At 41.2% G+C, this 22,388-nt stretch carries 24 protein-coding genes; 9 read left to right on the top strand and 15 right to left on the bottom strand.

Annotation, left to right across the window (positions count from 1 at the left end; all coding sequences use genetic code 11):
* Positions 1–47: 47 nt before the first annotated feature.
* Positions 48–725 carry a VWA domain-containing protein gene (locus MHH65_RS17160; RefSeq protein ID WP_098677172.1) on the top strand — a complete coding sequence of 226 codons (678 nt, stop codon included), beginning with the start codon at positions 48–50 and terminating at the stop codon, positions 723–725.
* A gap of 51 nt (positions 726–776) precedes the next feature.
* On the opposite strand, the gene MHH65_RS17155 is transcribed toward MHH65_RS17160, so the two are convergent.
* Together MHH65_RS17155 and MHH65_RS17150 are read right to left on the bottom strand one after the other, a co-directional pair.
* On the bottom strand, positions 777–3,125 hold the full coding sequence (locus MHH65_RS17155) for an FdhF/YdeP family oxidoreductase (RefSeq protein WP_087976055.1): 2,349 nt from the start codon (positions 3,123–3,125) through the stop codon (positions 777–779).
* Positions 3,126–3,207: 82 nt separating this feature from the next.
* A complete protein-coding gene (locus MHH65_RS17150; RefSeq protein WP_046312982.1) occupies positions 3,208–4,473 on the bottom strand; it encodes an OFA family MFS transporter in 1,266 nt (421 codons plus the stop codon).
* A gap of 134 nt (positions 4,474–4,607) precedes the next feature.
* Here MHH65_RS17150 and fdhD point away from each other — a divergent pair, with 134 nt between their 5' ends.
* Positions 4,608–5,396 carry a formate dehydrogenase accessory sulfurtransferase FdhD gene (gene fdhD / locus MHH65_RS17145; RefSeq protein ID WP_034281213.1) on the top strand — a complete coding sequence of 263 codons (789 nt, stop codon included), beginning with the start codon at positions 4,608–4,610 and terminating at the stop codon, positions 5,394–5,396.
* A 10-nt stretch (positions 5,397–5,406) separates the two neighbouring features.
* Entirely contained in the window at positions 5,407–6,414 is a 1,008-nt protein-coding gene (gene moaA / locus MHH65_RS17140; protein WP_029707486.1) for a GTP 3',8-cyclase MoaA, read from the top strand.
* 254 nt (positions 6,415–6,668) lie between these two features.
* Here the strand turns inward: moaA and rpsN are convergent, their stop codons facing one another.
* The 5 genes from rpsN to MHH65_RS17115 form a co-directional block, all read right to left on the bottom strand.
* Positions 6,669–6,938, bottom strand: coding sequence for a 30S ribosomal protein S14 (rpsN, locus tag MHH65_RS17135; RefSeq protein WP_025093900.1), 270 nt, complete (start codon positions 6,936–6,938; stop codon positions 6,669–6,671).
* 16 nt (positions 6,939–6,954) lie between these two features.
* Positions 6,955–8,151, bottom strand: a complete 1,197-nt coding sequence (locus MHH65_RS17130) for a GTP-binding protein (RefSeq protein WP_065214874.1) — start codon at positions 8,149–8,151, stop codon at positions 6,955–6,957.
* A gap of 82 nt (positions 8,152–8,233) precedes the next feature.
* The gene (gene rpmG / locus MHH65_RS17125; protein WP_024423713.1) at positions 8,234–8,383 is read right to left on the bottom strand and encodes a 50S ribosomal protein L33; all 150 of its coding nucleotides are present in this window, start codon (positions 8,381–8,383) and stop codon (positions 8,234–8,236) included.
* 144 nt (positions 8,384–8,527) lie between these two features.
* A complete protein-coding gene (locus MHH65_RS17120) occupies positions 8,528–8,950 on the bottom strand; it encodes a DUF5362 family protein (RefSeq protein ID WP_024426331.1) in 423 nt (140 codons plus the stop codon).
* Positions 8,951–9,114: 164 nt separating this feature from the next.
* Complete coding sequence (locus MHH65_RS17115) at positions 9,115–9,624, bottom strand: GNAT family N-acetyltransferase (RefSeq protein WP_029706351.1); 510 nt, start codon at positions 9,622–9,624, stop codon at positions 9,115–9,117.
* Positions 9,625–9,741: 117 nt separating this feature from the next.
* Between MHH65_RS17115 and MHH65_RS17110 the strand changes: the two genes are divergently transcribed.
* Positions 9,742–10,638, top strand: a complete 897-nt coding sequence (locus tag MHH65_RS17110) for a peptidoglycan DD-metalloendopeptidase family protein (RefSeq protein WP_034281210.1) — start codon at positions 9,742–9,744, stop codon at positions 10,636–10,638.
* 84 nt (positions 10,639–10,722) lie between these two features.
* Here the strand turns inward: MHH65_RS17110 and MHH65_RS17105 are convergent, their stop codons facing one another.
* The 5 genes from MHH65_RS17105 to MHH65_RS17085 form a co-directional block, all read right to left on the bottom strand.
* Positions 10,723–11,070, bottom strand: a complete 348-nt coding sequence (locus MHH65_RS17105; protein ID WP_034281209.1) for a P-II family nitrogen regulator — start codon at positions 11,068–11,070, stop codon at positions 10,723–10,725.
* An 18-nt stretch (positions 11,071–11,088) separates the two neighbouring features.
* Positions 11,089–12,297, bottom strand: a complete 1,209-nt coding sequence (locus tag MHH65_RS17100) for an ammonium transporter (protein WP_034281208.1) — start codon at positions 12,295–12,297, stop codon at positions 11,089–11,091.
* A 191-nt stretch (positions 12,298–12,488) separates the two neighbouring features.
* Complete coding sequence (locus tag MHH65_RS17095) at positions 12,489–13,229, bottom strand: amino acid ABC transporter ATP-binding protein (protein ID WP_041115526.1); 741 nt, start codon at positions 13,227–13,229, stop codon at positions 12,489–12,491.
* Between the two features lie 10 nt (positions 13,230–13,239).
* A complete protein-coding gene (locus tag MHH65_RS17090; RefSeq protein WP_098677173.1) occupies positions 13,240–13,917 on the bottom strand; it encodes an amino acid ABC transporter permease in 678 nt (225 codons plus the stop codon).
* A 42-nt stretch (positions 13,918–13,959) separates the two neighbouring features.
* Positions 13,960–14,808: a transporter substrate-binding domain-containing protein gene (locus MHH65_RS17085; protein ID WP_255290971.1), complete on the bottom strand. Its 849-nt coding sequence runs from the start codon at positions 14,806–14,808 to the stop codon at positions 13,960–13,962.
* Positions 14,809–15,004: 196 nt separating this feature from the next.
* Between MHH65_RS17085 and MHH65_RS17080 the strand changes: the two genes are divergently transcribed.
* Positions 15,005–16,393, top strand: coding sequence for an MFS transporter (locus MHH65_RS17080; RefSeq protein ID WP_034281204.1), 1,389 nt, complete (start codon positions 15,005–15,007; stop codon positions 16,391–16,393).
* A 38-nt stretch (positions 16,394–16,431) separates the two neighbouring features.
* On the opposite strand, the gene MHH65_RS17075 is transcribed toward MHH65_RS17080, so the two are convergent.
* The 3 genes from MHH65_RS17075 to MHH65_RS17065 form a co-directional block, all read right to left on the bottom strand.
* Entirely contained in the window at positions 16,432–17,031 is a 600-nt protein-coding gene (locus MHH65_RS17075) for an undecaprenyl-diphosphatase (RefSeq protein WP_024423699.1), read from the bottom strand.
* A gap of 114 nt (positions 17,032–17,145) precedes the next feature.
* A complete protein-coding gene (locus MHH65_RS17070) occupies positions 17,146–18,333 on the bottom strand; it encodes an MFS transporter (protein WP_034281200.1) in 1,188 nt (395 codons plus the stop codon).
* Positions 18,334–18,348: 15 nt separating this feature from the next.
* Complete coding sequence (locus MHH65_RS17065; RefSeq protein ID WP_065214869.1) at positions 18,349–18,762, bottom strand: MarR family transcriptional regulator; 414 nt, start codon at positions 18,760–18,762, stop codon at positions 18,349–18,351.
* A gap of 347 nt (positions 18,763–19,109) precedes the next feature.
* Between MHH65_RS17065 and spoIIID the strand changes: the two genes are divergently transcribed.
* The 4 genes from spoIIID (at position 19,110) to MHH65_RS17045 (ending at position 22,387) form a co-directional block, all read left to right on the top strand.
* Positions 19,110–19,388, top strand: a complete 279-nt coding sequence (gene spoIIID, locus MHH65_RS17060) for a sporulation transcriptional regulator SpoIIID (protein ID WP_008343327.1) — start codon at positions 19,110–19,112, stop codon at positions 19,386–19,388.
* 184 nt (positions 19,389–19,572) lie between these two features.
* Positions 19,573–20,574 carry a cell shape-determining protein Mbl gene (gene mbl, locus MHH65_RS17055; protein ID WP_007497573.1) on the top strand — a complete coding sequence of 334 codons (1,002 nt, stop codon included), beginning with the start codon at positions 19,573–19,575 and terminating at the stop codon, positions 20,572–20,574.
* A 124-nt stretch (positions 20,575–20,698) separates the two neighbouring features.
* Complete coding sequence (locus tag MHH65_RS17050; protein ID WP_034281198.1) at positions 20,699–21,538, top strand: flagellar hook-basal body protein; 840 nt, start codon at positions 20,699–20,701, stop codon at positions 21,536–21,538.
* A 30-nt stretch (positions 21,539–21,568) separates the two neighbouring features.
* Positions 21,569–22,387 carry a flagellar hook-basal body protein gene (locus MHH65_RS17045; RefSeq protein ID WP_098677175.1) on the top strand — a complete coding sequence of 273 codons (819 nt, stop codon included), beginning with the start codon at positions 21,569–21,571 and terminating at the stop codon, positions 22,385–22,387.
* Position 22,388: the final 1 nt, after the last annotated feature.

Raw genomic sequence — 22,388 nt, 5'->3', positions numbered from 1 at the left:
TCGTTTCTCTTTTTCTGTACAAAAGTAAAAAAGGGAGGTTTTTATTGATGAAAAAAAACATCGTATTAACCATTTTGGCTAGTCTTGTCCTGCTTCTTTCTTCACCAGCTCATGCTGTAACAAAACAGGAGCCGCCTGCGCATGTGGTGATATTACTCGATTTAAGCGGGAGCATGGCACAATCAGTTGAAGGTGAAAGGAAAATTGAAATCGCCAAACGGTCTATTCAAAGCTTTGCAAGCATTTTATCAGAAGATACACAAGTTCTGCTTCGTGTGTTTGGTCATGAAGGAACCAATAAAAATGCAGGGAAAGCTGTTTCTTGTTCAAGTTCTGAAGCTGTTTACGGATTTGGATCATATGAGCCATCAACCTTTCAGCAAGCACTGAATGTGTATAAGCCAACTGGCTGGACACCACTTGCAAAAGCATTAACGGATACGAAACAAGATTTTGAAGATCACCAAGCTGAAGGGAAAAATATTGTCTATGTTGTCAGTGATGGTGAAGAAACTTGTGGTGGAAGCCCTTCACAAGCAGCAAAGGAATTACATGAAGACGGAATAGATACAATCGTCAATATCATTGGCTTCGATGTGAATGAAAAGGAAGCAAAAAGTCTTAAATCTGTTGCAAAAGCGGGTGGAGGACAATATCAACCGGCTGCAAATGCCGAAGAATTGAACCATATTCTTCAACAGGAAGCGAGCGCTTTTGGTCGGTAGAGAGTGAATGGCAGCTGGGGAAAACAACCCCAGCTGTTTTTAAGTTGACGATTAATTCAAAGTCGTTTCTAATTCATCAATTCGTTTCTCCACATAATGCTGATCCTTTCTTGCATGGAAGGTTTCGGCTTTTTCTAATATGGCAGCCGTATTATACTCGGGAATCTGTGAGTAGCTCTCATACACACCTTTAGGAATTAAAACGTTCCCTTCCGGCCAATAAACTGCGATATTGCCGCGTCTCAACTCTCCGAATTGAGCCACTCCTTGATAGGATCCATATTGATTAAAGAGAACAACTGGATCACCTTCTTGGACGTAAAGCTCTTTTGCATCTTCTTCATTCATTAGGATAGAATGACGTTTTCCACCATTAAAGGCATCCTTTTCACTGTAGATCATGGAGTTGAATTGCTTTCCTCTTCTTGTCGTGATATTGAAATGTCCTTCGGTTTTTCGATATTGAGGCAGCTGGGCAGGAAGAAGATGTCCCTTGCCGTCTGGTGTTGGACACACGCCATCTTCACAAAGCCATGCGCCTCCCCATTGAAAAACGTCTCCCTTGTGACGTAAATGCTGGATGCCATCATAGTTTCGGTTGGCGACCGCAATCTCACGACGAATGTCTTCAGCTGTTTCAAAATGTATCAGCTCGGCATCTTCCGGCCGGACTCTTTTCGCAAGATCAACATAAATGTCCCATTCTGCTCTGGCTTCCTCAATACGAGGTCCTTCAATTTCTGGACTGAAATATACCATGCGTTCCGTACTGGTTGATGTGCCGCCGCCTGGTTGTTCATACCTTGTCATAGCAGGCAGCACAATCACCGCCTCTTCAGCGTCTACCAGCGTAGAGGTATTCAAAATGATATCTTGGTGAACACGGAGTTCAAGTTCAGATAATGCTTTTTCGATCGCTTCCGGATTTGGCATCGTTTCTAAAAAGTTTCCGCCACTCGTAAACAGCATTTTGAGTTTTTGTGGATGGTCTTTTGGGAGAGCCATCTTTTCAAAGGATTGCCCAATGGTGTCACCATGCCATTTAGGAATGTCAAACCCCCATATACGTTCGATTCTTTCAATATTCTCTTCATCAAAATCACTACCTGGCAAAACGAATGGATCAGCGCCCATTTCACCAGAACCTTGGACGCCACTATGCCCCCGGATTGGCATGACACCACAATGTTTCCTGCCGATAAATCCGCGCAGCATCGCAAGGTTGGCAACCTGTGATATATTATCAGTTGCAAAGCGGTGCTGAGTAAGGCCCATACTCCAAATAAAAACGCCTGAATTAGCATTGGCAAGCAGTGTCGCAAATTCCTTCATTCTTTCTTTTGATAAACCTGATGATGCTTCTAGGTCCTCCCACTTCAATTGTGCGACATGCTGCTTTAAATCCTGTATGCCTGTTGTATGTTTTTGAATAAATTCGTGATCAAGAGCCGAATGGGGAGCATGCTGCTCCATGTCAAACCAATGCTTGATGACGCCGTTCATGAACGCAATATCTCCGCCTATATTGACTTGGTAAAAATCATCTGCAATTTTTGTACCGAATAAAGCACTCTCTGGAATAGAAGGAACCCAATACTTTTCCATAGCAGGCTCTTTATACGGATTGATGACGATAATTTTTGTTCCCTTCTTTTTAGCAGCGTACATATATTTAGTGGAAACAGGCTGATTGTTTGCTGCGACAGATCCCCAAAAAATTAATACATCCGTTCCAATCCAATCACTGTAATTACAGCTGGAAGCACCGATGCCAAGGGACCGTTTAAGAGCGGTTTTACTTGGTGAATGGCAAATGCGAGAAGCATTATCAATATGATTCGTCCCTATAAATCGAGCAGCCTTTGCAGCCGTATAATAAACTTCATTTGTAATTCCTCTGGCGGTTAAATAGAAAGCAAGCTGCCGTTTATCAATTGATTGGATTTTAGCTGCGATTTGATCTAGTGCATCATCCCAAGAAATACGTGTAAAGGCATTGTCACCTTTTTTTCGGATCAATGGATAAGGAATCCGCCCAAGCTTGCGAAGAGAAGTGCTGTCCATTTGCTTTAGCTGATGAATATCTTCAAACCATTTTGGATCAATAGCTGGCATTGTGTTAAGACGAAGCACATTTAGTCTTGTGGTGCATATATGAGGTCCTGCGAGCGTTTGATCATACAGTCCTGAGACGCCAAGGGCACAGCCGTCACAAACACCCTGCGTTAAAATACGATACGCGTAGGGAAGGTTATCTTTGTTCTCCCAAGCCACTTTCATCGTATCTCGAATGTGTTTCGGTTTCACTTTGCCAAGCCCCATTGGTACAAAAGACGCCCATAGCTTTGGTGAGGGTTTTTTATTGAGTTTAACAGGCCCCTTATGTTTTGTTTTCCCCATGAGATCATCACCCTCCTAATACTTTGTAAAGCGTTTTCATATCTAAAAATTACCTTTAGATTGTGATTCTGTCAAATTCAAATTAAGATCGGGCTGAGACAGAGGAAGCAGCAGATAGGTTTTTTTCTCTTAGCTGCTGAATATCCTTTCGAATCAGAAGTGATATGATAAAAGCAATGAAAAATAAGCCAGAGAACACCATAAGGCTTTGTGTGTAATTACCTGTTATATCTCGGATGAAGGATGAAAATAGTGGTCCTGCTAATCCCGCAGCGGCCCAAGCAGTCAAAATATAACCATGTATGGCACCAAGCTGCTTTGTACCAAACAAATCCCCAATATAGGCTGGAATTGAAGCAAATCCTCCTCCATAGCACGTATAAATGATCGCCATGACGATTGAAAAGATGAACGGTTCTTTTAAATAGGGGAGTAAAGGAAAAGCAATGAGCTGGATACTGAAAAAAATCGTATACGTATTCGGTCTTCCTATATAATCTGAAAACGATGCCCAGCCAATGCGTCCTAAACCATTAAAAGCACCTAAAATGCCCACAAGAGTAGCTGCAGCACCTGCAGTGAACCCAACACTTTCTTGAGCAAGAGGTGACGCTACTGAAATAATAGCGATTCCGCATGTGATATTAATAAAAAGCATAAGCCACAAATAATAAAAACGTCTTGTTTTGATCGCTTCATTTGCTGTAAGCTGTGATAAATCTTGAGGGATTTTTCTTTTCTTTGTTTTGAATACATCAAATTGTTTGACGTCATCAGGTGTTGGTGGTGATAAATAAAGAGATGAGATCACCATGATGATAAAATAGGAGATTCCAAGAATATAAAAAGTATTTGCGATATTCACTTTTTCAATGAGATATTGAATAATTGGGCTGCAAATAAGAGAAGCAAACCCAAACCCCATAATGGCTAAGCCGGTTGCAAGACCTCTTCGATCCGGAAACCATTTGACTAGAGTTGATACAGGTGCAATATAGCCTACCCCTAAACCTATTCCAGCGAGTACACCATAAAATAAATAGAGGAGAGGCAGTGATGACATGTGGACAGCGAATCCTGACCCAGTCATTCCGATGCCGAAGAAAATAGCTGAGAAGAGCCCCGATGCCCTTGGACCATACCTTTCAACGAAATGTCCCATAAAAGCAGCAGATAAACCTAAAAATAAAATAGCAATACTGAAGGTGAGACTTATTTCTGTTAATGACCACTGAAAGGCTTCATGTAAAGGATTCGTAAAAACACTCCAAGCATAAACAGACCCAATAGATAAATGAATTCCTACAGCACTTGCTGCGATGAGCCAGCGATTTTTCGATTTGTTCATTTTGTTCCCCCCATATAAAGCAGTCAAGAAGTTTGATAAGATAGAAATATGTTACATTTTTATGACTTTTTAAAATAATATCACAATTTGATTGGATCATATAACTAAATTTGCATTGAAAGGAAGATCATACAATGAATCCTTCTGTTAAAAAGAAACGAGTTATACACCAATACAATGAAGGCCAGTTTACCTGCAAAACTGATGAAATTGTAGAAGAATATCCTTTAACTGTGATGGTAAATGGAGAAGAATTTGTGACCCTTGTTTGTTCACCAGAGCACTTGAAAGAATTGGTTATCGGCTTTTTGGCTTCAGAAGGGGTCATTCGATTTGAAAAAGAGATTAAAAGGTTTACAATAGATGAAAGTATGGGTTTTGCCTATGTTGATTTAGTTCACTCAAGTGGATTTGATTCATCAGATTTTACAAAACGAGTGATTGGTTCATGCTGCGGGAAAGGAAGACACTTTTATTTCCTTCAAGATGTGAAGACGGCAAAAACAGCCATTGATCGAATCAGTATTTCTGCTGAAACCTGTATGCATCTCATGAAGTGTTTGCAAGAAGAAAGCCAATTATTTCAACATACTGGCGGAGTGCATAATGCTGGACTGTGTGACACAGAGAAGCTATTCATCACTAGAACTGATATAGGAAGACATAATGCTTTAGATAAAATTTATGGATACTGTTTACTTCAGCGAATTCCACTTAGAGATAAAATCCTTGTTTTTAGCGGCCGGATATCGTCAGAAGTTCTATTGAAGGCAGCAAAACTAGGAGTGTCTATCGTCATTTCAAAATCAGCACCTACTGAGCTGGCGCTTAAAATGGCAGAAGAATTAAATATTACGACAGTTGGATTCGTCAGAGGAAAATCCTTTAACATTTACACGCATCCTCATCGTATTACAGAATAGGAGGCAAAGTATGGTCAGTATTTTAGATAAAAGACATCGACCATTGCGCGATTTAAGAATATCAGTAACTGATCGCTGTAACTTTAGATGTACGTACTGTATGCCTGCTGAAATTTTTGGACCGGATTATCCTTTCTTGAAAAAAGAAGAACTGCTTAGTTTCGAAGAAATTGAACGACTTGCTACCCTTTTTGTAAAGAACTTAGGTGTGGTAAAAATACGCATCACGGGCGGAGAACCGTTAATGCGGAAGGATCTGCCTGTCTTAATAGAAAAGCTCGCAAACATTCCAGGGATTGAAGACATTGCGATGACAACCAACGGAACACTTTTACCTTTATATGCTGATCAGTTGAAGAGAGCTGGTCTCAATAGAGTCACCATTAGTTTAGATTCATTAAATCCCGACCGTTTTAAGCAAATGAACGGAAGGCATATTTCTATCCAAAAAGTGTTTGATGGTATTGAGGCTGCAAAAAAGGCTGGACTTGCTATCAAGATTAATATGGTTGTTCAAAAAGGTGTGAATGATCAGGATGTCTTACCAATGGCAGCTTACTTCAAAAAAGAAGGACACGTTCTCAGATTTATTGAATTTATGGATGTCGGTAATACGAATAAATGGAATCTAGAACATGTCATGACAAAGAAAGAAATAATTGAATTAATTGATTCAACATATCCTATCAAACCAGAACCTCCTCAATATACAGGTGAAGTAGCCAAACGATTTTTTTACAAAGATGGTTCAGGAGAGATAGGTATTATTTCTTCCGTTTCAGATGCTTTTTGTGGAACATGTAACAGAGCAAGGTTGTCTGCAAGGGGGGAATTGTTTACATGTCTGTTTGCTTCATCGGGTTTTGATCTGAAACAGATGATTCGTACGACAAAAGATAATGAAGAATTAACGAACAGGTTAAAGGAATTATGGTCGAATAGACATGACCAATATTCAGCCGAGAGAGAGCAGAAAAAAGATCAGAAAAAGGTTGAGATGTCATACATCGGTGGTTAATGACAACAAAGTATCATGATCATGTATTTTTGAAAAGAAGAAAAAATGTCATAATCGTTGCTGAAAATCCTTTTTTGAAAACAGGCCATTTTATCTTATGAACTCAGTCATTATAAAAAACCAGCAGAATCTCTGCTGGTTTTTAAATTGCTATTTTGCACTTCAAAAAGATTGAGATAAGATTGGAAAATAGATTTTCTCTCATTGTGTGCGGCTTTACTTTTACGAGTGCTGTGATAAGATCAAATCATTCTTTACCAGCTCGACTTTTTCACTCCAGGGATATGACCCTTATAGGCAAGCTCACGAAAAGCAATTCTAGACATTTTGAATTTTCGTAAATAACCTCTGGGACGGCCCGTTAATTCACAGCGGTTTTTTAAGCGGGTAGGGGAAGAGTCTCTAGGTAATTTTCGTAAAGCTTCATAGTCACCTTTTTCTTTTAACTCTTTTCTTAATTCTGCATATTTCAATACAAGCTGCTGTCGTTTTTTTTCTTTAGCAATCTTAGATTTCTTTGCCAATTAAAACCCTCCTGGCCTAATTTTGTATTTTCCATTGAAAGGGGTCCTCAAATGTAGTCCAATCTTGATCAAATTCCTCAGGTGTAAGCAAGCATTGATCAAGAGTACGAATGATTTCTGCTTTAGGTAAATCTACACCGATAAACACAAGTTTTGTATGGCGATCACCAAACTCTGCGTCCCACTCATCTAGAAGCTCTGGTTCCTGATTTAATATCCGTGCTTTTTCTTGTTCAGGCAAAGCAGCAATCCAGTATGCAATTGGTTCAATCGCAACAGATTTCCCAGCTTGTGAAATTAAAATGGTTAAATCATGATGTGTGGCAAGCCAAGTAAAACCTTTCGCACGAACGATCTGCTCAGGCATTTGATCTAACCAAGCATTCAGTCTGCCAGTATGAAAAGGGAGTCTTCTTTCGTAAACAAAAGATGAAATTTGGTATTCCTCTGTTTCCGGTGTATGCTGAACATGTCCTGCGTTGATTTCTTTGATCCACCCAGCAGAAGCACTTGATTTTTCAAAGTCGAATAAACCAGTATTCAAAATGTCATCTGGCTGTACTATACCTTTTGAGGTTCTGATGATAGATGCTTCTGGTTGTAGTTTGTTCAGCACATGCTCAAGTCGATCTAATTCAGAGGGAGATACTAGATCACATTTATTGATAATAAGCACGTCACAAAATTCAATTTGATCAATGAGTAAATCGGAAATTTCTCGCTCGTCGTCATCGGAAACCGCTTCTTTACGATCTAATAAACTCTCTCCTGACTGGAAATCAGTCCAGAAACGATTTGCATCTACTACTGTGACCATCGTATCTAGACGGCAAAAGCGGGTCAAATCTATACCCATTTCTTCATCAATATAAGAAAACGTTTGAGCGACGGGAATTGGTTCACTAATTCCGGTTGATTCAATGACAATATAATCAATATTACCCGCCTTACAAAGGCGTTCTACTTCGATTAACAAGTCTTCTCTCAAAGTGCAGCAAATACAGCCGTTAGATAATTCAACGAGTTTCTCATCTGATCGAGAAAGCTCGCCGCCTTGTTTGACTAGTTCTGCATCAATATTAATTTCGCTCATGTCATTGACGATTACAGCCACTTTTAATCCTTTGCGATTTTGAAGAACATGATTTAATATCGTTGTTTTTCCTGCTCCTAAAAAGCCGCTTAATACTGTAACAGGTATACGCTTATTCATTTGTTTTTGTCCTTTTGAAAACGATCATTTTGTTTTCCGCCTCACTTAAAAAGTAATGATTACGATTTATAATATAAAAAATTTATTTTGTTTCTCTATGAAGGGTATATTTCTTTAATCGAGGAGAATATTTTTTTAACTCCAATCGGTCAGGATTCGTTCTTTTATTTTTTGTTGTGATGTAGTTTCTGTCACCTGTTTCAGTACAGGCCAACGTAATATTCACGCGCATAAGTAATAGGATCCTCCTTTAATTCGTAATAGTTACGATTTGTATTTTAAAATGATCAAGACTGAATGTCAAGCAGAGGAGAATGATCCAAGTCAAATGATAAAAACAAAAGGGGTATCGAATGACTATTGATACCCCTCTCCATTAATAAAAGTCACCGAGTTCTTGTTCGTAATCACCTTCATACTGCTGGACATCATAAGGAATTTCTTGAAGGAAGGCTAACCCGCCTAGTATAAGTATCAAAACGATAGCAATGAATGAAAGAATAACTGCGGCAATACTTGAAATGGCAAACAGTGTTTGCATTTTCATCATCTTAGCGTACTGTTCTAATAATTCTTCGTAAGAAGTATCTGGAGCCTGAATCAAGTGTTCAGCCGCTTTTACAGATTTTTGTACATGGATCCCCATCATAATGAGGAAGACGCCAAGGGCTGCAGGAAGAACAAGCCAAAAACCAATAAGAATAGCCAGACCGCCTGAAATATAGAGAAAGATACTACCAACCTTTCCCCACTTTACGATTGAATGAAGAGATTGAATGATTTTCTCAGTTTGTTGCAATGGTGTTCACTCCTTTATGTATTCACTCTTTATCATACTTGAGTAAGTAGTGCTTTAGGAAGAGTGAATGTTGATTGATTCAATTGTTTCTCTCTTCACTTCACTTTTTTTACAGCTGTTACATGCGTCATAAAAAGCGTCTCTTTTTCAGGGAGACGCTCGTTTTATAATTCTTTTCCTAGGATATCTAAATCGTATCTGCTGCCGTCCATTTCTGCGATGCGTGGCAGGTGGCCCCATGTCTCAAAGCCGTGCTTTTTAAATAGTCGAATGCTGGCTTCGTTGTGCCCGAAAATAAAGGCAAGTAACGTTCGAATGCCTAATGAGGGTGCTAAATCAATGGCTTCTTGCAAGAAAAGTGATCCTAAGCCTTTTCCTCGATAGTCTTGGTTTAAATAGATACTCATTTCAACGGTCCCGTTGTATGCAGGCCTTCCGTAAAACGTTTCAAAGCTCAGCCAGCCGTAGATATTTCCATCCTCATCTGTTTTCACATAGAGAGGTCTTTTCTCGGAATGATTCAAAAACCATTGCCGGCGGTCCTCGACAGAAACTGGTTCTGTATCAGCGGTCACTTCTCTTGAAGCAATGGTTGAATTGTATATATCAACGATGGCTTTGAGGTCATCTTCTGTTGCTATGCGGTTGAAAGTTTTCACAATTAAGTCCCCCATCTTTTTTTTCATTTATCATACATATTATTGATGCGATTGCGCAAAATAAAAAGAAAAATGATTTCGTGTGTATATATTTTTTGAAAAGTGTTCAGAATGTTGCTGAGGTGATGAAAAATGAGAGAGGAAGAAAAGAAACGTACTTCCAAAATCACAAAAGTTCAGCAATTTTTCCGTAAGCGCTGGGTATTCCCTGCTATTTACTTGGTCAGCGCAGCGGTCGTGTTAACAGCCGTTCTTTGGTATCAAGCTGTATCAAAAGATGTGAAAGACCAACTATCTGATGGAAATCAAACAGGGCAAGAACAGCGCGATGATGCCGTTGAAGTTGGAAAGCCAATTGAAAATGTCGCAATGCCGGTCCAGAATTCTGATAATGTTTCTGTCGTGAAAAAGTTCTATGAAGCAGATGCTGACCAAAAAGAAAAAGAAGCAGCACTTGTAAACTATAATAACACCTATACCTTGAGCAAAGGTATTGATCTTGCAGATAAAGATGGCAAAGTGTTTGATGTCACAGCTGCTCTTAGTGGAACAGTGGTTCAAGCGAAAAAAGATCCAGTCCTCGGTCACGTTGTTGAAATTGAACATGAAGATGGATTATCGACTGTTTATCAATCGTTGTCACAAGTGAGTGTCAAAGAAGGCGATGAAGTCAAGCAGAATGATGTCATTGGTGCTTCTGGTAAAAATCTATATGGTGCTGAAAGCGGCAACCATGTACATTTTGAAATTCGTATGGAAGGTTTAGCGCTTAATCCGCTTAGCTTCATTGACAAGCCTGTTTCTACAATTGAAAAAGCAGCGCAAGAAGTGACGGAACAAGCAAAAGAACCTGCTCAGCCAAAGACTGAGGAAAAAACGAAGGAACCTGCTGCTGAAGATAAAGCCAAAGAGCCAGCTGGAGAAAAATCTGAAGAAAAGTCTGATGAGAAGGGGAAATCCTCTGATCAAGAAAAGTCTTCTGATTCCTCTAAAGACAGCAGTCAGTCAGAAGAAACAAAACAATCTTAATGTTTTACAAGGTCCTCTGTGTATATAAATATGCAGAGGTTTTTTCTGCTTAAAAAGATCCTCCGCCACTCGGCGGAGGATACACTATAGGGCGGCAGGTCCTTCTTCACCTGTCCGAATGTTGATTGTATTCGCTATTTCATATATAAAAATTTTCCCATCCCCTGGTTCGCCTGTCCGAAGTACCTTTTGAGCTGTTTCAACGACCTGTTCGACAGGTACTTTGCTTAGGACGATTTCGATCTTTAATCGTTCGTACACGTTGCTTTCTTTTTTGACGCCGCGGTATAGCTCTGTATGTCCCTTTTGTAAGCCGCAGCCGTGTACATTTGAAAAGGTAATCGAGGTGACACCAATCTTTCCAAGCTCCACCTTTAATGTTTCAAAATTAGCTGGACGTGTGACAATCTCCACTTTATACATTTTGCTCATAGAGACACCCCTTTTTCTTTAATCTTGATAAGCTTTTTCACCGTGCATGGTTAAATCAAGACCCACTGATTCTTCTTCTTCGGTTGCACGAATTTTGAAGAAGACATTGACCACTTTGATGATCACGTATGTCACAACGGCAACAAAAGCGTACGTGGCAACAATCGCGACCACTTGCTTCCAAAGTAAGCTGGGATCTCCGTAAAATAAGCCATTGGCTCCGCCGTCATTGACAGAAGTTGTGGCGAAAAGTCCTGTTGCAATTCCTCCCCAAGTACCGCCAATTCCGTGAAGGCCGAATGCGTCCAGTGCGTCATCATAGCCAAATTTGGCTTTGAGTGAAAAGACCCCCCAGAAACAGACGATCCCGCCAATGATTCCTATGATAATAGAAGCAAACGGTGTAACAAAGCCTGCGGCAGGTGTAATGGCGACAAGACCTGCGATGGCTCCAGAGATCGCGCCGAGCATGGTCGGTTTTTTGTTGATCATCCACTCTACTAACAGCCAGCCGATGATTCCTGCAGCAGCAGCTGTATTGGTGTTAATAAAGGCATACATGGCCACGCTGTCTAATGTAAGAGCGCTACCCACGTTAAAACCAAACCAGCCAAACCAGATGACAGCTCCACCAAGAAGGGTGTAGATTAAGTTATGCGGAGAAGAGCTTGCTGCTTCTTTACGCTTCCCGAGCACAATTGCCACGACAAGACCTGCAACACCGGATGAGATGTGAACCACGTTTCCGCCTGCGAAGTCTAGCGCACCCATCTCGCCAATCCAACCGCCGCCCCATACCCAGTGTGCGACTGGAGCGTATACAAATGTGACCCAAAGGAGTGTAAATACAACGACTGCTGAGTAGCGAATCCGTTCAGCAAAGGCCCCTGAGATGATGGCTGTTGTTAAGACGGCAAAGGTCATTTGAAACATCATGAACAATGAATGTGGAATGGTCTCACTATAGGAACCAGGCTCAAAGCCTACGCCTTTCAGGCCCACCCAGTCTAATCCTCCAATCCATGCATTGCCTGGTGCAAAAGCTAAGGAATAACCGAATACGATCCATACGATTGAAACGATTGCTAGTGACGTTAAGCTGTGCATGGTTGTGCTTAACACGTTTTTACTTCTCACGAGTCCTCCGTAGAATAAAGCTAAACCCGGTGTCATTAACCACACGAGTAGTGCGCAGAAGAACATAAATACTGTATCACCCATTTGCATGCTGCATTCCCCCGAATCATTCAGAATTATTGTTTTCTTAATTCTTCATTATAGAGAGAAAAGTCATATATAACATATACGTGTAAGTTTATCTGACATGGTTTTTGGTTAAGTTCAATATAAATGGATGAAAAGTTCGTAAAAAATGAGCAAAAACGTAAGTTAAGCACTAAAAATGAAGGGCGTTTGACCTATAAAATGGAGCTGAGAAACAGTTTTGTACGTTCCTCCCTAGGAGAATCAAACAAGTCCGAAGGGACGCCTTCTTCGACGATGCGGCCTTCGTGCATGTAGACGACACGATCGGCAACTTCTTTCGCAAAGCCCATTTCGTGTGTGACAATGACCATGGTCATGCCTTCTTTTGCGAGGCTTTTCATCGTTTGCAGCACCTCGCCTACAAGTTCTGGGTCAAGGGCAGACGTAGGTTCGTCAAATAACATGACATCAGGCTTCATGGCGAGAGATCTGGCTATGGCTACACGCTGTTTTTGGCCGCCTGATAGTTTAGAAGGATATACGTTGGCTTTATCCGCAAGTCCGACTTTTTCTAGCAAGGTGCTGGCTTCAGCGATGGCTTGCGCTTTCTTTGTTTTTTTCACCATAACAGGCGCTTCGATGATATTTTCAAGCACAGTTTTGTGCGGGAAAAGATTAAAATGCTGAAACACCATTCCTATTTTTTGTCTCATTTCGTTTAATTGATCGCGTTTTGGATCAACAGGACTGCCATCAATGATAATATCTCCATCATTTTTTATTTCTAAAAAGTTCATACAGCGGAGCAAGGTGCTTTTTCCAGAACCGCTTGCACCAATTAAGACGACCACATCATTTTCATATACGGTGAGATCGATATCTTTTAAAACATGAAGCTCTCCAAAGTATTTATTGAGTTTTTCAACACGTATGATTTCCTTTGATTCTGTCATGCTTCTCCTCCTATTGGTCACTAACTGATAGTTTCTTCTCAAAGGTTTGGACAGCGAATGTTAACAGCAGGACAAGAACTAAGTAATAGACGGCTACAACAAGTAAATACGTCATATTATCAAAACTGTTGGAGCCTTGCGTGGTGGCGACGTTAAATAGTTCATTGACACTGATAAAGGCGGCGAGTGATGAATCTTTTAAGCCGATAATGAACTGGTTGCCAAGAGGGGGAAGAGCACGCCGCATCGCTTGAGGGAGAATGATACGCCTCATTGTTAAAAAACGACCCATACCAAGAGAGCGTCCTGCCTCTTTTTGCCCCTGATCGATGGATTGGATAGCGCCTCTAAATATTTCGGCTATATAGGCGCCATTATGAAAGGCGAGCGCAATGGAAGCAGCCCAGAAGTCGGGTATATTCAATTCTGTGAGGCCGAAGTATAGGATGAAAATTTGAACAATAAGTGGTGTTCCGCGCACAAGAAAGATATAGGCATTGGCGATATAACCGAAAACGGCTATGCGGGATATTTTCAATAAAGCAAAGAAAAGCCCGATGAACATACCGATGAAGATGCTGATCACCGTCAGCTGTAAGGTGATCAGCATTCCTTCTAAGAAAATACCTCTTGAATCAATGAGTGTCTGAAAAAAGTGTGATAGGGTAGGCAAAACAATCATCTCCATTTGAAGAAAGTGCGCCTATAAAAAGGGCGCACAATCGTGGTTTTAATCTTGTTTGACCGTGATGTCTTCATCAAAGTACTTTTCGCTAATTTGTTTTAATGTTCCGTCTTTTTTTAGTGCGTCAATCGCATCGTTGATCTCTTTTATGAGCTGTTCATTTTCTTTTGAAACAGCAATTGCCTGCTCACTTTGTCCGAGTCTTTCCTGCGCTGTGATTTTTAATTTTTTCTTCATCGCTTCTGCACCTGTGGCGAAATCTGTCACGACTGCATCGTGTTTTCCGTTGGCCAGTGCTTCTAAAGCGACGACATCACTGTCGTAATATTTTGGTTCCTCCTCGCTATGCTCCTTTGCGATATCAGCGTAGGACGAGCCTTTAGATACAGCGATTTCTTTGCCTTTTAAATCATCAGCATGTTGAATGTATGCTCCAGGTCTTGTGAAAATTTGCGGACCAGAATAGTAATAGGGTTTAGAAAAAAGGACGTGTTTTTTTCGTTCCTCATTGATGGTATGACTTGCAACTGCCGCATCAAATTTACCTGCTTTCACGCCTTCGACGATGCCTGCGAATTTATATTTTTTCTGTATAGGTTCGAGACCTAGTTTGTCACTAATCGCATTGCCTACGTCGATATCAAAGCCGGACATCTGATTTCCATCCATGTAACTAAACGGATGAAATTCACCTGATGCTGCAAAAATAAATTTTCCATCCTCCAAAATTGGCGACCCTTTCGCTGTAGAATTACGTTTATCTCCGTTCCCATTTGTTTCATTTGAACCGCACGAAGACAGAAGTAATACTGCAACCGAGAAAAGGGCTGGGACCCAAAACCGTCTTTTTTTAATAATAAGCTTCTCCTCCTTTTCAGCCGTTCTCCATATCAGGAGAAAGTAGGCTTTTCAATATGTGTAGCATCTTACCATTTGTTCCTCATATTCTCAATTTTATATGTGTTATTCCAACAATCGTCCTTTTTAAAATGTATGTCTTGCTTTTCTAAGAGAGAACTTGAATTGATTAGGGTAAAAAAGGGAAATGAATCTCATAATAACGAAAGGATTGCAAAAAGGAGGTCAGTGTATGAACAAGTGGAGAGACAACCGAAAAGTTTTTTTAACCGCTATTGCCTTTGGAACGATGTTGAATCCACTGAATTCATCAATGATTTCTTTGGCCTTGCATCAAATTCAGCATGAATTCGGTTTGTCGTTTACGACCGTATCTTGGCTTATTTCTTCTTTTTATTTAGCCAGTGCAGTGACGCAGCCGGTGAGCGGCCGGATTGGGGATCATGTCATGAGCCGGAGAACCTTATTTTTATTCGGTCTGGTTCTTGTCGCAGTCTCAGCCATTTGCGCGCCGTTTGCCCCAACGTTTGCGGTGCTGATTGTGATCCGTTTGTTACAGGCGATGGGAAGCAGTGCCATTTATCCTTCTGGGGTCGGACTCATTCGGGATCATATTCAAGAAAGACAGGCTTCGGCGTTAGCGGTATTATCCATTTTTGCTTCAGCGATGACGGCGCTTGGACCGACGCTTGGCGGATTTTTGATGACCATTGGCGGCTGGCCGGCTATCTTTTTAGTGAATCTGCCTTTTATTTTGATCAGTTTCTTTCTCGGCCTATTTTTGTTTCCGAAGGAGCAGAAGAAGAAAAAGCTCCGCATAGGCGAAACTGTGCGAACACTCGATTTGCCAGGGATGCTTCTTTTTACCGTCTGCATTGTTCTCCTGCTTTCATTTTTATTATCACTGGGTGATGGCATTCAATATGTTCAAGGTATTCTTTGTCTCCTGAGTGCAGGCGCTTTTATCTGGTGGGAGTATCAGGTGGATGAACCGTTTATTCAAATACGGATGTTCAGGGAGAAGCAGCGGCTGTCACTTGTGTATGTGCAATTTATCATTTTAAATATCTTTTTCTATTGTCTCTTTTTTGGTTTGCCGAGTTATTTTCAGGATGAGTTAGGCTGGCGTGTGGAGATGACGGGTCTTTTTATGCTGTGTATGTCAGGGGTGAGTATTATTGTGTCACCGCTGACTGGAAAGTGGGTGGATCGCGGGGATGAACGCCATCCAGTTTTAGCGAGTGCTGTATTGATGCTGGCTGGAGCGTCTGCCATGACTTTCTTTTTTATTCCTGCGCCATTATGGGGGAAAGGATTGGTTCTAGCTCTGCTTGGGCTCAGTTATGGGATTGGGAATGTTGCGCTCCAAGCTGCGATGCTCAAGGCAAGTCCTCAGCACATGATTGGCACGTCCTCTGGACTTTTTCAAACATGCCGCTACCTTGGTTCTATTCTGTCGTCTGCTGTGCTTGGTATGCTGTTTGGGGATGAAATTGCTGGTGCTCACTTTGCGCAGTTAGGCTGGACATTGATCATCATTTCTCTTATTGGCATTGGTGTCAGTCTTTATTTTTCGAGTATGGTTAGAGGGGGAAAGCCAATAAAAAAAGCGGCGCGATAAGTGGAAGAAGAATCTTCATCACGTTATCGCAAGTCCGCTTAAGAGTTGGACAGGTCTGAGCCCTGATCCTTTGTCTTCCTTCTGAAAATTTTCCCTACAATTGTCTCGTAAAATGTCACGATACGATCAATAGGAGAGTCAAAGAACTTCCATAATTTATTCATGATAAAGACAACCACAATCGATACGACCAAGCTGCCTAAAACATCAAATGGGTAATGATGACCGACCCAGATGCGGGAGAATCCTGTAAGTAATCCAAAGACGAGCAAGATGTTACCGAGCTTTTTATTACGGGATCGAATGGCAAGTGAAAGAGCCAATGCACCTGTTGTATGGTCACTTGGGAAGGAAGCATCTGCTGAGTGCGGGATGAGTGTGTCGACTTTATGCGCCACAAACGGCCGCTCTTCATAATGAAACAATGTAATGGCAAAGTTGACGATAAGTGCTGCAATGCCTGTTACACCGGAAAAGAAGACATGCTTCTTAAATTTGTGATTCCCTAAAAACCAGCAAATCAATAAGACAAGGGCGTACACAAGAATGGCCTTTTTCGTAATAAAGATCATGGCCTGATCTAAAAACTCAGAATGGTGAGCCATCCCGTGTATGACTTTAAACAATTCGTAATTCAAAACATCACCTATACTTTCGCTTAATGCAAACTATTTTTCAACAAAGCCTTTATGCTCTATTTGGAATATCCTATATTTTAGCATGTTTCCGGCGAAGTTTAAAATAGTACCCTTTTATTCTGAAAGGGAGACCTTTTGTGCTTTTGCTTCCTGAGGTTTTCGTTCGCTCCAATAAAAAACGCCCATACTCAGTAAGACCACAATACCCGCAATGAGGTACACATTTGAAAAGTCTGTGAAACTGACAAGGAGTCCAAAGACAAATGAGCCGGCAGCAATACCTGTATCATACAGGGTGAAGAAAGTAGCCGTCGCATATCCCGTACGATGAGCTGGAGAGTGCTGAATCGCAAGTGTTTGTAAACATGGCACGAGCGAACCGTAGCCAAGTCCAATCACAGCGCCTGATAGAAGAAGCATTGTAGCTGAATGTGTCGCTGTCAGCATCCATAAACCAATGGCAAAAAGGGCAATCGAAGGATAGATCACAACGTGAGCTCCAACCCGGTCAAAAAGTCTGCCTGTAAATGGACGTGATCCAAGCATTGCAGCCGCAAATACAATAAAGAAATAACTGCTTGCACCCATCAAATGAAGTGAATTGGCATAAACTGAAATAAATGAAATAATCGGCGAATAACAGAAGGAAATAATAATGCCGACGGCCGCTGTTTTTAATGCGCCTTTTTCAAACAGGTGAGAAAACGTGAATCGGAAGACAATGCTTCCACCGTTTTCAGGCTCTGGCTGTCTAATCAGCATCGTAAAAGCGGCTCCGATGGTCACGATAATGGAAAAGAGAAGAAATAATGAATGAAATCCTATTTTTCCTACTTGATTCAGTGCGATAAACGGACCGATGACAACAGCGAGGTTCATAGACATCACAAAGTATCCGAGTCCTTCCCCGCGTTTATGTTTCGGGATCATATCAGCCGCAATGGCACTGGTGACTGTCGTCAAAATACTAAAAAAGATCCCTTGTACGAAACGCAGCATAAGAAGTGTTTGGAATTGATCAATCGGGATGTATAAATAAGTGAGTAAGGCAAAGGCCGTAGAAGAGAAAATCGCCATCCGTTTTTTGCCGAATTTCTCAATAATGGCGCCAGAAAACGGTCTTGTCACAATAGCAGATAATAAGAAGACCGTCACAAGGAGACCGCCCTGTGATTCTGTTCCATTTAGTTCATCCATTGTGTAAATGGGCAGTAATGTCAAAAGGGCATAAAAAGAGGTGAACGTAAATAAATTCACCAGGACAATCATGATAAAGTCTTTTGTCCATATGCGTTCGTTCATGATGTATGTCACTTCCTATTCAGTTGATAATTTGTGTAAAAGTGTATGGAGGAGTTTTTTTTCTTCGTAGGTAAAATCTGAAAGACATTCTTCTTCAAATTGTTCCATCGTGCGTTTGATTTCTTCAAATCGGGCTTTTGCATCATCTGTCATCACGATCAGATTCTCACGTTTGTCTTTGCCTTGTACACGTTTCACCCAGCCATTTGCTTCTAAACGGGTGACTGTTCTGGTGATGGTCGGTGCTTCGACGTTCAAATATGTCCAGATGTCTTTTTGGGTTTTCGGGCCGAATGTATCCAAACAAAAAAGCACAGTCCACTGGGACATGTACAAGTCATAAGCAGCAAGCGCTTCGTTCGCCTTTTTAGACAGCAGCCGTGCGCCTTGATGTATTTGATGTAAACACTCTCTATTTAACGTATCCATATGCTCACCTTTTTTAAATATTTAGCTAGGTAAATAAATTCACCTTTTCTATTTTACGTGCTGAACTCTTTCTTGTAAAGTGAAAATTTTCGCGCCCCGAAATGATTTTTTGTTTTGCCTTTTCTGATAAATCCCTTGTCCCATCTTCATTTTTAGCATATTCCCTATTCAATGCTAATACACTGTTACAAACCTGACAAAGAGAGTGTTTGAGGTGAGGGATCGTGTTTGGCATTTACTACCTAATGGATGAGAAATTACGACGAACAAGCGCCGCTGAAAATGGATAATCTTCATACGGATCTCATTTCACACTTCTCACATCCATTTTAGGGAGGTCGAGTGGTGTGCACGATTACATCAAAGAGCGAACAATCAAGATAGGAAAGTATATCGTGGAGACAAAGAAAACCGTTCGTGTTATTGCGAAAGAATTTGGAGTCTCTAAAAGTACTGTACACAAGGATCTAACAGAAAGACTGCCAGAAATTAATCCAGATCTGGCTAATGAAGTAAAGGAGATACTGGATTATCATAAATCAATCCGCCACTTGCGAGGAGGAGAAGCCACCAAGTTAAAGTATAAAAAAGAAGAAATTTTAGAAGGCGAACCTGTGAAACAGTAAGCTTAGTTCTTTGTTCATAAACATGATATATATATCTTCCTCATATCGGTAGTTTCTAACCACAAATTTTGTAAAGACTTTTGTAAAGAAATATCTTTTTTTCTGCAAATTATGATAGAATATATAATTAGGGCAGAATGTGGTATTTGCTATGGAAACAGATTTTCAAGGAGGATATATATAGATGTTTGCTAGGGATATTGGAATTGATCTTGGTACTGCCAATGTACTGATTCATGTCAAAGGAAAAGGAATTGTGTTAAATGAACCATCTGTGGTAGCTCTTGACAAAAACAGCGGAAAAGTTTTGGCTGTTGGAGAAGAGGCTAGACGTATGGTTGGACGTACGCCTGGGAATATTGTTGCGATTCGTCCATTAAAAGACGGCGTAATCGCTGATTTTGAAGTAACTGAAGCGATGCTCAAGCATTTTATTAACAAATTAAATGTGAAAGGGCTGTTCTCTAAGCCGCGTATGCTCATCTGCTGCCCGACAAATATTACATCTGTTGAGCAGAAGGCGATCAAAGAAGCTGCTGAAAAAAGCGGTGGTAAGCATGTATTTCTTGAAGAAGAGCCAAAAGTAGCAGCGATTGGTGCTGGTATGGATATTTTTCAGCCAAGTGGAAACATGGTCGTAGATATTGGAGGCGGAACGACAGATATCGCTGTCATCTCAATGGGTGACATTGTAACCGCCTCTTCTATTAAAATGGCTGGAGACAAATTTGATCTGGAAATTCTAAACTACATTAAAAAAGAGTACAAGCTGTTGATCGGTGAGCGCACGGCTGAGGATATTAAGATCCAAGTTGCAACGGTATTCCCAGACGCACGTCACGAAGAGATTTCGATTCGTGGACGAGACATGGTGACAGGATTACCAAGAACGATTACCGTCACAAGCAAAGAAGTAGAAGAAGCATTGCGTGAATCTGTATCTGCGATTGTTCAGGCTGCGAAACAAGTTCTTGAAAGAACACCGCCTGAATTATCAGCTGATATTATCGATCGCGGCGTCATCATTACAGGTGGCGGAGCTCTTCTAAACGGGCTTGATCAATTGCTTGCAGAAGAGCTGAAAGTACCAGTTTTCGTTGCTGAAAATCCAATGGACTGTGTAGCAGTTGGTACTGGCGTGATGCTTGATAATATGGACAAGCTGCCAAAGCGTAAACTCAGCTGATGATTTCCCTCATTCTTTTTAGAAAGAATGGGGGATTTTTATTAAAGAACCCTGCTAATCAGCCGATATATTTCATAGAAGATTGTGTTTAGGTCATGTGAAAGAATTTGAATGAGGTGAGCACGTGTTAAAAGGACTATACACCGCAACATCTGCCATGATCGCTCAAGAGCGGCGGACAGAAATGCTTTCAAATAATATCGCAAATGCGAATACCCCAGGCTATAAAGCGGATGAAGGGGCAATGCGTGCATTTCCAGAAATGCTGCTGAGCCGAATGGAATCAGGACGTTTCCAAACATCCTCAGGCAAAGGCTTTAGCGTTCCACTGCAATCGCCGATTGGTGGAATCAATACTGGGACATATATGCAGGAATTAATCCCTCAATTTACACAGGGAACTTTAAAAACAACAGATCAAACAACAGACATAGCACTAGTTGAAAATAATGTGCCGATCAATCCGGAGACCAATCAGAAATCAGCGCTATTTTATGCGGTCAACACACCAGAAGGCGTTCGTTATACGAAAAGCAGCTCCATTACATTGAACGCACAAAATCAATTGACGATTAATGGCCGCGCTCTTCTTTCCGTGACGGGTCAGCCGATTACGGTTCAGAGTGAGAATTTCAAAGTGAATGCAGATGGTACTGTGTCTGAAAATGGGCAAAATCTTGGTCAAATCGATGTACGTGTTGCGATGGATACAAGAAACCTAGCGCGTGAAGGAAATGATTTATACCGTACAGCTGATAACCAGCCCCTGCCAAGTGCAGTCAATAACGGTCAAATGTCCTATACGTTAAGCCAAGGCGTATCGGAGCTCTCGAACGTGGATGTGACGAAATCATATACAGATATGACAACGGCCTACCGAGCATTTGAAACAAATCAAAAAGTGGTTCAGGCGTATGATAAAAGCTTAGAAAAAGCAGTGAATGAAATTGGCAGAGTGTACTAATCAAGAAATGAAAAAGAAAGGAGGATTCTCATGCTTAGAACGATGATAAACGCAGCTGTATCGATGAATGAAGTGCAAAAGCAGCTTGACATCATCAGCAACAACATCGCGAACAGTGAAACAACAGGGTACCGCGCGAAAAACACCCGTTTCTCAGAGCTGATCAGACAGCAGTTTAATCAGGTAGATGAAAAAAATGAGCAGGTGGCAAACAGTCGTTTGACACCTGCTGGGTTAAGGCTTGGCACGGGGACAATGGTCAATGCGTCCATTAACTCGCTGCAAGGCTCTATTAAAGAAACAGGACGTGATCTTGATGTTGCCTTCGGAGCGCCGTCGCAGTATTTGCGGGTCAACGCCGGCGGTAATATCCGTTATACAAGAGATGGTTCACTTTACTTGCAGCCGGGCAATAATCGTAATCAAGTGCAGCTTGTCACGAGCGAAGGCTATCCGATTCTTGATGAAAACGGAAATGCGATCGTCTTAAATGCAAATTTCCGTGATATTTCAATCGATAAAAATGGGCGGCTTACGGCGGTTTCAAGAGACAATCAACCCAATCAGCAAGTGAATCTGGGCGTTGTACAAGTCAATAATTCGTCAGCACTTGTCTCTGAAGGAGATAATTTGTTCTCAGTCGATGGAACCTATCAAGGTGCATTAACAGCACTAAATGGAGCAAACCGAGAGGCGATTCAGCTTCAGCAAGGTGCACTGGAAACATCAAATGTGGACATGTCGAAAGAATTAACAGACCTCATGACAACACAGCGTTCCTATCAGATGAATTCAAGAACAATTACGATGGGCGATCAAATGCTGGGATTAATTAATACAATTCGATAAT

The organism is Bacillus sp. FSL L8-0654 (genome assembly GCF_038629965.1).
Lineage (GTDB): Bacteria > Bacillota > Bacilli > Bacillales > Bacillaceae > Bacillus > Bacillus safensis.
Note: the sequence above shows the minus strand (reverse complement) of the source record. Positions and strands in the feature narration are given on the sequence as shown.

Coding starts and splice junctions, on each gene's coding strand:
- MHH65_RS17160 (WP_098677172.1), top strand. CDS start 48: ATGAAAAAAAACATCGTATTAACCATTTTGGCTAGTCTTGTCCTGCTT.
- MHH65_RS17155 (WP_087976055.1), bottom strand. CDS start 3,125: ATGGGGAAAACAAAACATAAGGGGCCTGTTAAACTCAATAAAAAACCC.
- MHH65_RS17150 (WP_046312982.1), bottom strand. CDS start 4,473: ATGAACAAATCGAAAAATCGCTGGCTCATCGCAGCAAGTGCTGTAGGA.
- fdhD (WP_034281213.1), top strand. CDS start 4,608: ATGAATCCTTCTGTTAAAAAGAAACGAGTTATACACCAATACAATGAA.
- moaA (WP_029707486.1), top strand. CDS start 5,407: ATGGTCAGTATTTTAGATAAAAGACATCGACCATTGCGCGATTTAAGA.
- MHH65_RS17130 (WP_065214874.1), bottom strand. CDS start 8,151: ATGAATAAGCGTATACCTGTTACAGTATTAAGCGGCTTTTTAGGAGCA.
- rpmG (WP_024423713.1), bottom strand. CDS start 8,383: ATGCGCGTGAATATTACGTTGGCCTGTACTGAAACAGGTGACAGAAAC.
- MHH65_RS17115 (WP_029706351.1), bottom strand. CDS start 9,624: ATGGGGGACTTAATTGTGAAAACTTTCAACCGCATAGCAACAGAAGAT.
- MHH65_RS17110 (WP_034281210.1), top strand. CDS start 9,742: ATGAGAGAGGAAGAAAAGAAACGTACTTCCAAAATCACAAAAGTTCAG.
- MHH65_RS17105 (WP_034281209.1), bottom strand. CDS start 11,070: ATGAGCAAAATGTATAAAGTGGAGATTGTCACACGTCCAGCTAATTTT.
- MHH65_RS17100 (WP_034281208.1), bottom strand. CDS start 12,297: ATGCAAATGGGTGATACAGTATTTATGTTCTTCTGCGCACTACTCGTG.
- MHH65_RS17095 (WP_041115526.1), bottom strand. CDS start 13,229: ATGACAGAATCAAAGGAAATCATACGTGTTGAAAAACTCAATAAATAC.
- MHH65_RS17090 (WP_098677173.1), bottom strand. CDS start 13,917: ATGGAGATGATTGTTTTGCCTACCCTATCACACTTTTTTCAGACACTC.
- MHH65_RS17080 (WP_034281204.1), top strand. CDS start 15,005: ATGAACAAGTGGAGAGACAACCGAAAAGTTTTTTTAACCGCTATTGCC.
- MHH65_RS17070 (WP_034281200.1), bottom strand. CDS start 18,333: ATGAACGAACGCATATGGACAAAAGACTTTATCATGATTGTCCTGGTG.
- MHH65_RS17065 (WP_065214869.1), bottom strand. CDS start 18,762: ATGGATACGTTAAATAGAGAGTGTTTACATCAAATACATCAAGGCGCA.
- mbl (WP_007497573.1), top strand. CDS start 19,573: ATGTTTGCTAGGGATATTGGAATTGATCTTGGTACTGCCAATGTACTG.
- MHH65_RS17045 (WP_098677175.1), top strand. CDS start 21,569: ATGCTTAGAACGATGATAAACGCAGCTGTATCGATGAATGAAGTGCAA.